Consider the following 12,154-nt stretch of genomic DNA (forward strand, 5'->3'; position numbering starts at 1 on the left):
TCTCGTGGCTGAGCCCGAAGATCGTTGAAGCTATCGCTAACGGGACGCAGCCGAAAACACTGGACCGAGGAGCCTTGCTCGCAGCCGAGCTTCCGGTCGACTGGGCTGAGCAGGAACGCCTCTTCGGATTCTCACGCTAGCGCGCAATTCCACAGCAAAGTCAGGTGAAGACGGCTTCCGGTCGACGGAGAATTGGCCGCATTGTTGCACCGGCCGCCACCTGAGCCAGTCCGTCTCCGTCTTCACTACCGGTTATCACATAGCCAGAAGCGCGCTGAACTGCGCTCCTCCATGCGAAGGGGGTGCCCGAAGGCGAAAATCTATTATCTTGTAGGACTGTCTGGTGCGCGACGCAGTCCTGAGCGAACGGGTCTGCGGTGCCGAGTTCCCTGCCAGCAGGGTATTTTGCAGGGAAATCCGGGCGAATCCGCTTATCCGACCCGATCCTGCGGTCGTGAGACGCCCGGAATCACGGGCGTGCGAGACCAAATTCCCTGTTGTGGCGAGCAGGGAATGCAAAACCCGAAGCAGGGAATTTCGGCGTCACTCGGGCGACCATCCGCTTTGCACCCGGCTGTAATCAATCTTCTGGCGCTGGCAGCTCAGGTGGCCGGAGGTGCTTCAGCACCTGACCTGACAGAATAGGATCAAGCGCGTCCGCTTCCCGCAACGCCCAACTCGCCCATGCCTCCAGCGTCTCGGGTTCCACATCGACGCGATCGCTCATGGCTTCCCGCACTTCCGCCACCAGAGCGCGTAGATCCCGCGCGGCCCGCAGAAGTTCTCCACTTTTCCGGAGATCGGTCACGCGCTGTTCGTTCAGTTCGCGGATCCGCTCGAGACGACGCCTCTCGCGCTCGCGGCGCGCCTCGGCCTCCTTCTGTTCCCGCTCTATGCGCTCCTGCTCCGCGCGTTCCTCGTCTTCGCGAAGGCGCTTCCTGAATTTGGCTTCTCCCGCGACGATGAGTGCCGCCGCGATCTCCGCGATCCTACTTTCCAGCCTATTGCCGTCCTCATCTCGCCAGGTGTCACCCACCTCTCGATCAAAGCCGGGCTTCACACTGAGGACTAAAGGCGTGCTCGCGGGCAGGGCGGGATCCGGGCGGCGATATCCACGGCTGACAATGGTGCGGTGTTTGCCGACGATCTCTAGCGAAAGGCCCAGTGCTGTGGATCCTATCCAGGCCCGCGCGCTGATTTCCGTGTCGGTCGCGCTTACGTCTCCGCCATGGCCGCGCTTCGCCAGGGCCAGCAGAATAGCGTTGAACAGCTTCAGTCGCCGTTGATCCAGCGGATTATCGAACCTCGGCTCATCCCAGTGCCAGGAACTGTTCGTCGCCTTCTGACGGCGACGTTCCTCTTTCTGAAGGATGTCTTTGAGCCCCGGGTGATAGCTCTCGAGAGTGCGCGGCACGGCCACCCGGCCGAGGGCCTTTAGTTCTTTCGCGCGCAATTCCTCCAGGTCCTCGGGAACATCAGGAGTCGCAAAGGGGCCGCTGGCAGAAATGGGCGCCGCCTGCGCGATGAATGGGGCGAAGCGGGAATCGATCAGTATTCTGCCGGTCTCGCCGGGGCGTCGGTGAGGCGCCTTAGGAGGAGCGAGAACTTTCCTGCCCGCATGGACCCGGTTCCAGTGCCCCTGAGGCGGGGTAACCACCCCAAATCCCTTCAGCAGTTTTTTCAGGCCGACATCGCTCAGGCCAACCTGAGCGGCGAGATCGCGCATGGGAGCGGACCAAGCGAACGCGATGAGGTCATCGGGCAGAACCATAATGTCGTTTCTGTGGTACCAGTAATTCAACGCCCGCCTCCGGCTCGCTGCGTGTGTCTGCTCGCGGCTCCAATCCCAATCGGCTTAAAGAATCCGAGCCCGCCATTCGTTTTCTGCCTGTGCTTTCAGGATTTCAATCAGCTCAGCGGACACAAACTAGTCGAGATCATGCCACTCGATATGCACGTCTCCTTGGAGTAGCGCGGCCGCCCGCGCGATCGGCCTGAGCATCGGCTGGCGTCGGCATTTCTGATAGAATTTACCGGTTTTCGCCTGCCGGTCGAGTTCGACATACGAAAGGCCGCTAGCCTTGGCGCGGTGGCGAATGGCGTCCAGCGCCTGAACCTTGAAGATTGCCCGTTGCGCGCGACGATGGGGTGCCTTGATGTGCCCGGCCTTTGCCTTGATCTGGCTTAGCCGAATTCCCGGAAAGAGCGCTTCGAGTTCCTTGTCCGGAACATGGTTTTCGAAGGCCTCGCGCAAACGCCTGACCTCGAGATTTGTCCAAATGTGGCGACGGTGCACGATGTCGAGGTGGCGCGCGCGGTGCTTGAGCGCGGCAAGCGAGCGGTGCGGCAAAGCCGACTGCAACAGGTCGTAACGGGGATACAGGCTTCGCAGTCGCTCGTCCTCGTCGGCGGTCCAACTCGCCGTCTGCCCGCGACGGTCGGTGGCTACCAAGGCGCCCAAAGGCTTGCTCATGGCTCCCGCCACTGCACGATAGGCGTCCCGCCCAACAGCGTCATCGCGCGCTGGAGCGCGGTCCAGTCCATGTGCCGCGGGCTTACAAAATAGCGCTTGCGTGCCACGTACGAGTCGAGCTCTGTCATGGTGATGCGAAGGTCGAAGGCCCGGGCGCGAATGCTATCAACCAACGGCATGCCGGTCGACTTCGGCGCGCGCCGAGGACGACGATATCCCATCGCGCAGGCCTTGCCCCAGATCTGCCTTTTCGACTTGCCCGGGAACATCTCGGTGAGCGTGATCACAGGCACGCCTGTCACGTAAGGGCGTCGTAGTTGCGCGGCGTCGCCGTCGGTCCAAATCCGCAAAGGCGGCACCAGTCCGATTGTCCGAGCCTTATGAGAAATTGCACCCGCAGTGCGGCGAGGCAATGCCGCCGTCAGCGCCTGCTTGTCGGGGTAAAGCAGGCGAAGTGCCTCCAACTCATCGGCGGTCCAAACGGGCGTGCCGGCAATGGTGCAACCGGTCCGTTGGATGCGTCCGACGAGCGTGTCTCGCCCTTGCAGTCCGCGTATTTGCGCTCTTGTGAGAAGCATGTGGTCTTTTCTGCCCAGCCCGGCCGTTGGGCTTCTTATGCCTTGAATAACGCCTGGATTTTACGGAATGGCTAGCCCTGCGCCCGACTGGGGCTTCCGCGAACGGGTGATTGACCGGAAGCAATGTGGTATATATAAGTGTAAAAAATCACTCTATAGGTTTTGCCCATGCCTCACCATTTGCCCGACCTCGATCTCACCCTTGGCCAGATGCTCTGGGCGGTTCGTTATGGGCACGAACCCGACCAGCATTTCCGGGATCAGATCCGCTATCTTCGCCTCCTCGATATACCAGGGGCATCGACCACCCAGGCTAGCGGTCCCGGCAAGCGTATCCGCTACGGTTTCACCGATCTGATTGAACTCGGACTGGCGGTCACGGCTCTGGATCTCGGCTTCAGGCCCAAGGACATCGCGGCGGTGCTCGTCGGCCAGCGCGAGGCGATGCACCGCCTGTACGCCGAGAATTGGCTGGCGTTGCCCGATGCCGCGCTTGTCGCGGACTGGGTCAAAAGCCGGGGGCGGATCAAGCCACTGATTGCGGACGAAGTGTTCGTCCGCCTGCATGATCGGCGCGGCGAAAAATGGGGGCAGATCGATTTCGTCGGTGCGCAAGAAGCCGATGACGCGCTGCCCATGCTCGAACCCGTGGAGCGGTTCGGCAGCGAAGCGCCGCGTCGGCTGATTCCGCTCAAACGGCTCATGCTCCAATGGGTCGCCTGGGCACTCGAAGCCCCTGACATCAAGCCGGGTCGCAGGTAGCCCGCGATCATTTCCGGTAAGCAAGGAAGTCCAACTATAGCCTTATAAGTGATAATTTACATTTAAAGGAGTGACCGCGATGCGGTACGATCAACGTTTCTCGAATATCAGGCTGCGCATCGAATATGTCGCGCCTTCCGCCCTCGTGGCGGCGAAGCACAATCCCCGGCTCCACGGCGCTCGCCAGATCAAGGCATTGGCCAAGTCGATCGATGCTTTCGGTTTTGTCGCGCCGGTCATCGCCGACGAGAACAACGTGCTGATCGCAGGCGACGCGCGTGTCGAGGCGGCGAAGCGGGTCGGCCTTGCCGAAGTCCCCGTCGTGCGCGTCGAGCATCTCGATGAGCACCAGAAGCGTGCCCTGATGATTGCCGACAACCGGCTCACCGACATGTCGAGCTGGGATGACGCGCTGCTTGCCGAGAACCTCAGGCTTCTGGCCGAGGTCGAGCTTGAATTCGACATCGAGGCGACCGGTTTTTCCATGGGCGAGATCGATCTGCGCATCGAAGGCGTTGAATCGCTGCCGGATGATGACCCCGACGATGCCGTGATTGATGACGTGTCAGGCCCCGCAGTCAACGAGGTCGGCGATCTCTGGCAGCTTGGCAATCACCGTATCCTGTGCGGTGACGCGCTCGATGAGGCAAACTGGACCAAGCTGATGGCGGGCAAGAAGGCGGCGATGACTTGCAGCGACTTTCCGTACAATGTAAAGATCAATGGTCACGTCTCCGGTCTCGGCGAGGTCCGGCACGCCGAATTTCCGATGGCTTCTGGTGAAATGGACAAGACCGGGTTCACGGCGTTCCTCCAGCGAGCGTTCGAAAACATCGTCCACCACAGCCGGTCAGGCTCGCTGCACTACATTTTCATGGATTGGCGCCACCTGGGCGAGATGCAGACCGCGGGCGACGCGGTGTTCAGCGAACTCAAGAATGTCTGCGTGTGGGCCAAGGACCGCCCTGCGATGGGTTCGCTCTACCGCTCGCAGCACGAGATGATCTTCGTCTGGAAATCGGGCCGCGAGCGGCATCGCAACAACGTTGAACTGGGTCGCAACGGGCGCAACCGCAGCAATGTCTGGGAGTACCCGGGGATCGGTGGCTTTCGTCACTCGGATGAGGGCGACCTGCTTCGCCTTCACCCGACGGTGAAGCCGGTGCGGATGATCGCCGACGCCATCCTCGACGTGACCGCGCGCGGTGATTTCGTGCTCGATCCCTTTCTCGGTTCGGGCACCACGATCATCGCCGCCGAGCGGGTCGGCAGGCGCGCTTACGGCATGGAACTTGACCCTGTGCATGCCGATACCGCGATCCGCCGCTTCCAGCGGCAAAGCGGGCAGGATGCCATCCATGTGGACACCGGCCTCACCTTCTCCGAACTCGCGGAGGCGCGGGCCGCTGAGATGGAGGCCTACCATGGATGACGATTATGAGGTGGGTTATGGCAGGCCGCCCAAGCACACGCGCTTTCAGAAGGGCAGGTCAGGCAACCCGGCAGGCAAGAAGCGCCCGCAGGAGGGGCCCGGCCAGATTTTTCACCGGCTGCTGCGGGAAAACGTGACCGTCACCGAGAATGGTCGCAAGCGGACGATGGCGAAGCTGGAAGTGGTGTTGAGTCAGATCATCAACAAGGCGGCGAGCGGCAACGAGAAGAACTTCAAGCTTTTCATGGAGATGATGACCCGTTTCCCGCCCGAGGCTGTCACCATGCGGCTGGACCGCGATGATCAGGAGTTCCTCAACCAGGTCGTGGCCGCCGCGAAGCGACTGGACGACGAATATTGAAGCGACAGGCTGCCCGGGCCGTGGTCTCCCGGACCTCAGGCGAGTAGTTCACTCGCGGTCACGCCGAGCCCCTGCGCCAGCTTCTCCACGACAGTGATGGTCGGATTGCGGGCGCCTCTCTCCAGATCGCTCACATAGGTCCGGTGGATACCCGCCAGATCGGCAAAAGCCTCCTGGCTCAAGCCCTTGGCAGTGCGCAGTTTGCGCAGATTTCCGGCGAGGCGCTGGCGAACATCATCCATCGCCAGAGAAACACGCCGATGCAGCCGATCCGTCTACAGACGATCAGTGACATTCCGCTTGACTTGCCGGCACTCGTCCGGCTTCACGAAGTCACTTATCGTATGCAAATGGTCGATCAAATGCCCCATGGCACCCGCCACACTATCACCGGAATACTCCTGACCGGCAGGCGCGGATTCGAGCTGCATGTCGATGGCGGTGGCGTTTGGGCGCTCGATGTCTTGTCCTGGCGCAAGGCCCGGCGAATGCTCGGCTGCCAGGTTACCGTTGAAGGAACGCGTGCCGAGTTCGACCTTCTCGACGTACAAACGATGTGGACCGGCGCGCGGCGCCCAGTTTCCGCAAGTAGTTGGGTAAGGCGGCTGTTTGGCTGAACGAACATCATGACGGCGAATTGTTCTTCGCCGATCGCCCATATATTACTGGATCATGATCACGCCGACCTTATCCCCGCCGCGCAAGTTCACCTCGAAGCAGATGGGCGATGCCTGCGAGATGCTCGTCGCTGCTGAACTGACCCTGGCCGGGGTACCTGCACTCAAGGTACCGGACAATTGGCCGCACTATGACGTGATCGCCCAGCCGGTCGATGGCCCGCCCCAGCGCGTTTCGGTGAAGTCGCGCACATGGAAGCGCGGCGCGGCCTACCTGGATTACAATTGCCACGACGAGTTCGAGTGGTTGTGCGCGGTAATACTGGAAGCAGGGACACGTCGGCTGTTCCTCATTCCGCGCGAGGTCGCCGATAGCCAAGCGCGTAGGGACCGAAGCCCCAGGACCGCGCATCTGCGCTATTTCCGGGTCGATCAGGTCGCCGAGATCTTTGCTGAGTGGGAAAACAACTTCGCCCTTGATCCCCGGCCGGTCACAGCGAACTGGGTCGCGGGAGATGATCTCGATGACCGCGGTTGACGGCCTTGACGCGCTGCGCCTCGAAATCGGCGTGGCCGAAATCGCGCGCCTTATCGAGCGCACCGCACGCTGGGTATCGCCCGAGACCTTCAGGCTCCTCCCGGTATGGTATCCCGAGCATGCGCGCCGCCGCCACTTCTACAAGGGCGGCTGGACCGCGCCACAGATGAACCGGAACCGGACGACGGGAGTGATGGTCCACAAGACCGAGGGCAACGTCTACGCCAACAAGGCGCTAACGCTGGCGCTCGGGCTCAGGCAGGCAAACCGCCCCAACTGGTCATGCTGCCATATTTGGGGCGTCGATGACGCGACCTACCAGACAGCCAATGCCGTCGTATCCGACCATCGCTTTTATTCGTGCGTCGGCAACATGGTTCTGCTTCCGACGCCGCTCAAGGCGTTCACCGACACCATGCCCGAGATAAAGGCGATGCTGCGGATCTGCGCCCGCAATCTCTATCGCTGGCAGTGCGATCATCAGACGATGGCATCGGTCAACGCGGCGCTGGACCAGTGGCAAGACTGGTCGGCGTATCCGGAAAGCTGGCCGCGCGAGCCCGGCGCCCGCACACCGCTGGGGGTGGTCGATCTGACGCCAGACATCGAGAGACAGGCGACGAGGAGACTTGCCACAATCCGGGAAGAATTCGCGACGGCCGGTGAATACTATCCCAGGGAAGAGGTGGCGCGCGTACTCGACTACTGGAAAATCCCCCTCGGGACCGGGTGAAAGGCAAGGGCATGCGCATCGTCTTCAGCCGCAAGGGCTTTGATACCGGCTCGGGTGGCGCGCCTTCGCCCATCATCGATGGTCGGCCCGTTTCCCTGCCCATCCCGACGAAACGGCGCTCGTCCACCTGCTACAGTGATCTCGGCCTTGGCAAAACGGTGGCCCGGATCACCCGGGGCCGGATCGGCGCGGACCACCTGTGTCACGAGGACCCCATGTTCTTCGATGGTGGTTGCCTGTTCGGGCAATGCGGCGCCGCCCAGTCGCACCTGCGACGCCAAGGCGTTGGGCCTGGCGACGTTTTCCTGTTTTTCGGGTTGTTCTCGGAGAATGGAGGCCGCGAACGGCATCACCGTTTGTATGGCTATATGCGCGTCGACAGCGTGATCGAGGGGGCGAATCTGAGTTTCGGGCACCCGCAGGTGGCGAAAGCGCCCCGCCCGCATCCCCATACCGTTGGCGAGTGGAACGCGAACAATTGCCTTTATGCTGGGCCCGGCAGACTCGCCGGCAGTGCCGACTCGCGCCTGCGTCTTACCACTGTGGGCGGGCCGCTGCGGCTGTGGGATGTTCCCGCCTGGCTGGCCCAAACCGGGCTCAGCTATCATGGTCGCGCCGACCAGTGGCAAGCGGGAAACCGTCTGGAGATTGTGTCGCGCGGGCAGGAATTCGTCGCGGACATCGGCGAGCACGAGGAACCGCGCCGTTGGCTGGAGGAAATCATCAGGGTCATCGAGGGATGACGCGGATATTCCGGTACATCCTGCAAACCGATACCGGGATGGCGCCGTGCAGCGATCGTGGCCGTCTAACGCTGGCGACTTGCAAACCCAAGATCCGGTCCAGCGCGATGCCCGGTGATTGGGTGATGGGCTTCTATCCGCGCCCCTTTGAACGGGGCCTCGTGGCATGGGCCGGGCGTATCGAGAGAAAGCTTGAGACTGTTGAGTACGAACGCGAATTCCGCGGCAGGTCGGATGCTGTTTACCGCCAGAAGGCCGACGGCACTTTCAAGCGCCTCCGACCCGACTATCACCCAGGCGCAAACGAGATCCGAAAGGACCTGTCGGGGCCTGTGCTTGTCTTCGACGAACAGGCGACCTGGTATTTCGGAGATGAGCCACGGCTATTGCCGGAGGCTCTGATCCATCTCGCCGCCGGAGGACAGGGCCACCGGGTGAATGGCACTCGCGAAGGCGATTTGGCCACATTGTCCGCATGGCTTCGCTCATGTTCGCCGCCGGGTATTCTCGGTCGGCCCAGGCATCCTACCGACACGAGGAGAGCATCGAGTGGATGTGCTCCAAGATGCTGACGCGCAGCCCTTGAAGACTTCGCGCCTGTGATATTCGAGGAATTTGGGATGGGGCAGTAGATCGGGTCGATCGGGTAGACGGAGCTTGCCATCCGGATTGAGCAGCCGCGTCGCGGTATCGGGCAGCCGATCCTGGGCGACCAAGAGGCCATAGCCGTCGTCGATCGAGATGAGGCCGCGATCGAACATCCAGTGCACGGTTCCCGACAAGGCGATGCCGTTGCGCACGCTGTCGGGACCACGATGCTCGACCGGGCGAATGTGCGCCGCCTGTACCTCGGATCGCCCACCGCCGTTGATGATCTTGAGGCCAGTCATCGCACAGGTGTCGTTATAGGCACTCTTCACCGCCGCCGTGAACGCGCGATCGCGAAAGGGCCTGGAAATCAGCTGCTCGACGATCCGGCGGTCGACTTCTTCCGGAACATCGAACTGAAAAGGAACGCGCTCCTCCGCGACCTTGTTCGCCGGATGCCAGGGCTCCTCTGGAACATCGGGTTCGGGGCGTGGACGCCGATCGAGCCCGATGACGTGGCCGAAGCCGGAGCGCCAGATAAGGTCGTATTCGCCGTCGGGCATGTTGCGCACTGCCCGACCGAACGCGCCCTTGTTGGTGGAACCGTCCGGTTTTTCGAGCCCGCTTTCATAGGTGTTGCCGCCCTCGCGAAACGGCACCGGCCGCGTGAACGGCAGAAAGTTCGAGACCTCGGCGTAATAGTGGTCGGCACGGACCGGGTCCGGGATGATCCGATCCACGCGAGCCGTCGCGAAGTAGACCTGGCGTCCGCCTGTGCTCGACAGATCACCGGTTGAACGGCGAGGCTCATAGTAGACGATCCAGTCGCCCACCGATTGCTCCACTTGCCAGAGGTAGGTCTTGGGGAAATGATACCGGTGTTCGGGCTTGCCAGAGGTAGGTCTTGGGGAAATGATACCGGTGTTCGGGAAGGTCGTCGTAGACCGGCGACACCTTGGTCGTGAACACCGCCTTGGCCATCGCGCGTTCGCCCTATTCGTCCTTGAGGGGGTGCGCGATCAGGTAATCCGCGAGCTTCTGTTCGATGTCGGCGATGGTTTCGGTCCGCATGGCGCAGCGCGTCGCCCATTGCCGGCCGGGATGCAGGTGATCCCAGAGCGGGCGAAGGCCGTTGTATCGTCCGCTGCCGGGGTCGTGATTGCCGAAGCCGTCGAGTTCGCGGTTCCAGATCGGACGGAACCGCGCGATGAGCAGGCTTTCGCCGAGCGGGATCCAGATATCATCAACGGTCAGATAACGAGCCTGAAAGTCAGCGACCGCCAGTGTACCCGATCCCCTCTCGACGTCGCGAATGCTGTCGCGATGTTCGGCCAAACGGTTATACAGCGCCTTGCCGCGCGCGCTGGCGGTCAGGCTCGCGCCCTTACGCCCACCCGAGGGAATGGCCTTGCCGATATAGATCGGCCACCGTGCTTCATCCGCATTGGCCCGCGTGATCGGCTGATAGGCGGGGAACGACCCTCGATAATAGATGACGTAGATGCCCGCGCCTTCGAACTGCGGGATATCACCCAAGGCGTGAACCGGCTGGGCGAGCAATGCATCGGCGACTGATTTGCCGAGATTTATCTTGTCGAGTGGATTGTAGACGTCGGTCATCAGGCGCGGCCACACCGCGCCTGAACGACATCCAATTCCTCTCGCACGCTCCGCGCGATCACTTCGGCGAGTTTCACCGGTACGGCGTTGCCGAGTTGGCGCATGGTTTCGGACCAAGCGCCATGAAACACGAAATCATCGGGGAAGGTCTGGAGCCGCGCGCTTTCCCGGATCGTGAAGTAGCGCACGGAGCCGTCGGGCCGGCGCAGCATGTTCTCGCCGCCTGGTACGCCGTGGACACCGGCCTTGAGCGTCTTGGCCGGCTCATCGAGCGGGCTGCCCGTGTGGCCTGGATAGGAACGGGCTCCCGGCTGAAAACGATGATCGGCGAAATTGGCCGATCCTCGGCCCTGAAATGTAGGCTCCGGCAAGCCGAACAGCGCGTCGCGCGTGGTGCGCCAGGGCAGGGTGTCGGGTTGTTCGCGCAGCCGCCTGGCCGCCGACAGGCCCTTCTCGTCGAGCAGTCGCTCGCGCTTGGCGACGCCATGACGGTCCCAGTAGGCACCGTCGCGATACTGATCCCAAAGCAGCGCCTCGCGTGAATGGGTCGGCAGTGGAAAGGACCAGTTGGCGCCGAGATCGACACGGAAGCCGACGAAGAACACCCGCTCACGCTTCTGCGGCACGCCGTAATCAGCGGCGTTCAACACCTCGGGCGGCAACACCTGATAGCACAGCCCAGAACGGCTGCCCGATGTGTGGTGACGTTCAAGCCGAGCGCGGTGATCGACCCAGCTCTCGCCGTCGCGCAAGATGATCTCGGGGTAGGAGAGCTGAAGGAAGATATAGGTGAAATAGGTCTGGAAGGTCGCCCGCGTCAGGCCCTTCACGTTCTCGAAGATGAAGGCTTGGGGCCGCGTCTCGCGCACCACGCGCACGGCTTCGGACCACATGTCGCGATGATCGTGTTGAGCCTTATGGCGACCGCCTAGCGAAAACGGCTGACATGGCGGCCCCCCGGCGACGAGGTCGACCTTGTCCTCGAAATCCTGGAAGGAGAAACCACGCACGTCGCCTTCGCGCGGGGCCGGCCAATGGCGAATGATTTCCGCGCCGCGCGCGCGGTTTTCGCGCAGGGTATCGCAACACCACCGATTCCATTCGACGACGTCCACGGCGGTGAAACCGGCGCGTCCCACGCCCAGTCCCAGCCCTCCGGCGCCGGCGAAAAGTTCGATGGTCTTCACTAATGCCCCTCGATGAATCGTTGCAGCGTGTTTCTCAATTGTTCCTTATTTCCTAATTCGCACTCCCACACAATCAAGACCCGCCATCCAGTGGCCTCAAGCTTCTCCACATTGGCGAGATCGCGCGCCCGGTTACCCTCGAGCTTGGGGAGCCAGAAGTCCAGTCGGCTCTTGGGCAGCCGGGCGAGGCGACAGGCGGGGTCTGGATGGCGGTGCCAGAAGCAGCCGTGGACGAAGATCGCGATACGGCGCTTGCGGAACACGATGTCCGGCCGCCCGGGCAGCTCCTTCGCATGCAGCCGATAGCGGTAGCCCATGCCATGAAGCATGCGGCGAAACACCATCTCCGGCCCAGTGTTGCGTCCACGCACTCGGCTCATGCGCTCAGCGCGGGCGTCGGGGGAGAGGGTGTCGGTCATTTAAATCTATAATCCACTCGTGTGGTCCCATGATAGATTGGCCTGCGCCTTAGCGCCTGATCTCCTTTCCACGCGGACTCGTTGATGAGTGTCCACCATGATA

The 12,154-nt window shown here is 62.1% G+C and carries 16 protein-coding genes; 8 read left to right on the plus strand and 8 right to left on the minus strand.

The window, feature by feature from the left end; all coding sequences use genetic code 11:
* Positions 1 to 580 precede the first annotated feature (580 nt).
* The 3 genes from AC2A04_RS15180 to AC2A04_RS15190 form a co-directional block, all read right to left on the minus strand.
* The gene (locus AC2A04_RS15180; protein ID WP_484213207.1) at positions 581 to 1,726 is read right to left on the minus strand and encodes a hypothetical protein; all 1,146 of its coding nucleotides are present in this window, start codon (positions 1,724 to 1,726) and stop codon (positions 581 to 583) included.
* Positions 1,727 to 1,927: 201 nt separating this feature from the next.
* Positions 1,928 to 2,473, minus strand: coding sequence for an SANT/Myb-like DNA-binding domain-containing protein (locus AC2A04_RS15185; RefSeq protein ID WP_484213208.1), 546 nt, complete (start codon positions 2,471 to 2,473; stop codon positions 1,928 to 1,930).
* Positions 2,470 to 2,937 carry a hypothetical protein gene (locus AC2A04_RS15190; protein WP_484213209.1) on the minus strand — a complete coding sequence of 156 codons (468 nt, stop codon included), beginning with the start codon at positions 2,935 to 2,937 and terminating at the stop codon, positions 2,470 to 2,472. The genes AC2A04_RS15185 and AC2A04_RS15190 overlap by 4 nt, the downstream gene beginning before the upstream one ends.
* Before the next feature lie 282 nt (positions 2,938 to 3,219).
* Between AC2A04_RS15190 and AC2A04_RS15195 the strand changes: the two genes are divergently transcribed.
* From AC2A04_RS15195 to AC2A04_RS15205, 3 genes are all read left to right on the plus strand, one after another.
* Positions 3,220 to 3,813 carry a hypothetical protein gene (locus AC2A04_RS15195; RefSeq protein WP_484213210.1) on the plus strand — a complete coding sequence of 198 codons (594 nt, stop codon included), beginning with the start codon at positions 3,220 to 3,222 and terminating at the stop codon, positions 3,811 to 3,813.
* A gap of 79 nt (positions 3,814 to 3,892) precedes the next feature.
* Positions 3,893 to 5,245: a site-specific DNA-methyltransferase gene (locus AC2A04_RS15200; protein ID WP_484213211.1), complete on the plus strand. Its 1,353-nt coding sequence runs from the start codon at positions 3,893 to 3,895 to the stop codon at positions 5,243 to 5,245.
* Complete coding sequence (locus AC2A04_RS15205; RefSeq protein WP_484213212.1) at positions 5,238 to 5,606, plus strand: DUF5681 domain-containing protein; 369 nt, start codon at positions 5,238 to 5,240, stop codon at positions 5,604 to 5,606. The genes AC2A04_RS15200 and AC2A04_RS15205 overlap by 8 nt, the downstream gene beginning before the upstream one ends.
* 35 nt (positions 5,607 to 5,641) lie before the next feature.
* Here the strand turns inward: AC2A04_RS15205 and AC2A04_RS15210 are convergent, their stop codons facing one another.
* Positions 5,642 to 5,848, minus strand: a complete 207-nt coding sequence (locus AC2A04_RS15210; protein WP_484213213.1) for a helix-turn-helix domain-containing protein — start codon at positions 5,846 to 5,848, stop codon at positions 5,642 to 5,644.
* A gap of 120 nt (positions 5,849 to 5,968) precedes the next feature.
* Between AC2A04_RS15210 and AC2A04_RS15215 the strand changes: the two genes are divergently transcribed.
* From AC2A04_RS15215 to AC2A04_RS15235, 5 genes are read left to right on the plus strand one after another with little or no spacing between them, the layout of a single operon-like run.
* Positions 5,969 to 6,223, plus strand: a complete 255-nt coding sequence (locus AC2A04_RS15215) for a DUF5818 domain-containing protein (RefSeq protein ID WP_484213417.1) — start codon at positions 5,969 to 5,971, stop codon at positions 6,221 to 6,223.
* Positions 6,224 to 6,278: 55 nt separating this feature from the next.
* On the plus strand, positions 6,279 to 6,761 hold the full coding sequence (locus AC2A04_RS15220) for a hypothetical protein (protein WP_484213214.1): 483 nt from the start codon (positions 6,279 to 6,281) through the stop codon (positions 6,759 to 6,761).
* Complete coding sequence (locus AC2A04_RS15225; RefSeq protein ID WP_484213215.1) at positions 6,748 to 7,494, plus strand: hypothetical protein; 747 nt, start codon at positions 6,748 to 6,750, stop codon at positions 7,492 to 7,494. The genes AC2A04_RS15220 and AC2A04_RS15225 overlap by 14 nt, the downstream gene beginning before the upstream one ends.
* Positions 7,495 to 7,505: 11 nt before the next feature.
* A complete protein-coding gene (locus AC2A04_RS15230) occupies positions 7,506 to 8,237 on the plus strand; it encodes an Nmad3 family putative nucleotide modification protein (protein ID WP_484213216.1) in 732 nt (243 codons plus the stop codon).
* 38 nt (positions 8,238 to 8,275) lie between these two features.
* Entirely contained in the window at positions 8,276 to 8,809 is a 534-nt protein-coding gene (locus AC2A04_RS15235) for an Nmad2 family putative nucleotide modification protein (RefSeq protein ID WP_484213418.1), read from the plus strand.
* Here the strand turns inward: AC2A04_RS15235 and AC2A04_RS15240 are convergent.
* The 4 genes from AC2A04_RS15240 to AC2A04_RS15255 form a co-directional block, all read right to left on the minus strand.
* Complete coding sequence (locus tag AC2A04_RS15240; RefSeq protein ID WP_484213217.1) at positions 8,723 to 9,658, minus strand: HNH endonuclease; 936 nt, start codon at positions 9,656 to 9,658, stop codon at positions 8,723 to 8,725. The two genes, AC2A04_RS15235 and AC2A04_RS15240, sit on opposite strands and share 87 nt — an antisense overlap.
* A 160-nt stretch (positions 9,659 to 9,818) precedes the next feature.
* On the minus strand, positions 9,819 to 10,445 hold the full coding sequence (locus AC2A04_RS15245; protein ID WP_484213218.1) for an Eco29kI family restriction endonuclease: 627 nt from the start codon (positions 10,443 to 10,445) through the stop codon (positions 9,819 to 9,821).
* Positions 10,445 to 11,632: a DNA cytosine methyltransferase gene (locus AC2A04_RS15250; RefSeq protein ID WP_484213219.1), complete on the minus strand. Its 1,188-nt coding sequence runs from the start codon at positions 11,630 to 11,632 to the stop codon at positions 10,445 to 10,447. Before AC2A04_RS15250 ends, AC2A04_RS15245 begins: the two co-directional genes overlap by 1 nt.
* The gene (locus tag AC2A04_RS15255) at positions 11,632 to 12,051 is read right to left on the minus strand and encodes a very short patch repair endonuclease (protein WP_484213220.1); all 420 of its coding nucleotides are present in this window, start codon (positions 12,049 to 12,051) and stop codon (positions 11,632 to 11,634) included. Before AC2A04_RS15255 ends, AC2A04_RS15250 begins: the two co-directional genes overlap by 1 nt.
* Positions 12,052 to 12,154: the final 103 nt, after the last annotated feature.

It is taken from the genome of Novosphingobium sp. HNCC26DJ243, from assembly GCF_057180545.1.

Coding starts and splice junctions, on each gene's coding strand:
- AC2A04_RS15235 (WP_484213418.1), top strand. CDS start 8,276: ATGGCGCCGTGCAGCGATCGTGGCCGTCTAACGCTGGCGACTTGCAAA.
- AC2A04_RS15220 (WP_484213214.1), top strand. CDS start 6,279: ATGATCACGCCGACCTTATCCCCGCCGCGCAAGTTCACCTCGAAGCAG.
- AC2A04_RS15245 (WP_484213218.1), bottom strand. CDS start 10,445: ATGACCGACGTCTACAATCCACTCGACAAGATAAATCTCGGCAAATCA.
- AC2A04_RS15225 (WP_484213215.1), top strand. CDS start 6,748: ATGACCGCGGTTGACGGCCTTGACGCGCTGCGCCTCGAAATCGGCGTG.
- AC2A04_RS15200 (WP_484213211.1), top strand. CDS start 3,893: ATGCGGTACGATCAACGTTTCTCGAATATCAGGCTGCGCATCGAATAT.
- AC2A04_RS15205 (WP_484213212.1), top strand. CDS start 5,238: ATGGATGACGATTATGAGGTGGGTTATGGCAGGCCGCCCAAGCACACG.
- AC2A04_RS15195 (WP_484213210.1), top strand. CDS start 3,220: ATGCCTCACCATTTGCCCGACCTCGATCTCACCCTTGGCCAGATGCTC.
- AC2A04_RS15185 (WP_484213208.1), bottom strand. CDS start 2,473: ATGAGCAAGCCTTTGGGCGCCTTGGTAGCCACCGACCGTCGCGGGCAG.
- AC2A04_RS15180 (WP_484213207.1), bottom strand. CDS start 1,726: ATGCGCGATCTCGCCGCTCAGGTTGGCCTGAGCGATGTCGGCCTGAAA.
- AC2A04_RS15255 (WP_484213220.1), bottom strand. CDS start 12,051: ATGACCGACACCCTCTCCCCCGACGCCCGCGCTGAGCGCATGAGCCGA.
- AC2A04_RS15210 (WP_484213213.1), bottom strand. CDS start 5,848: ATGGATGATGTTCGCCAGCGCCTCGCCGGAAATCTGCGCAAACTGCGC.
- AC2A04_RS15230 (WP_484213216.1), top strand. CDS start 7,506: ATGCGCATCGTCTTCAGCCGCAAGGGCTTTGATACCGGCTCGGGTGGC.
- AC2A04_RS15215 (WP_484213417.1), top strand. CDS start 5,969: ATGCCCCATGGCACCCGCCACACTATCACCGGAATACTCCTGACCGGC.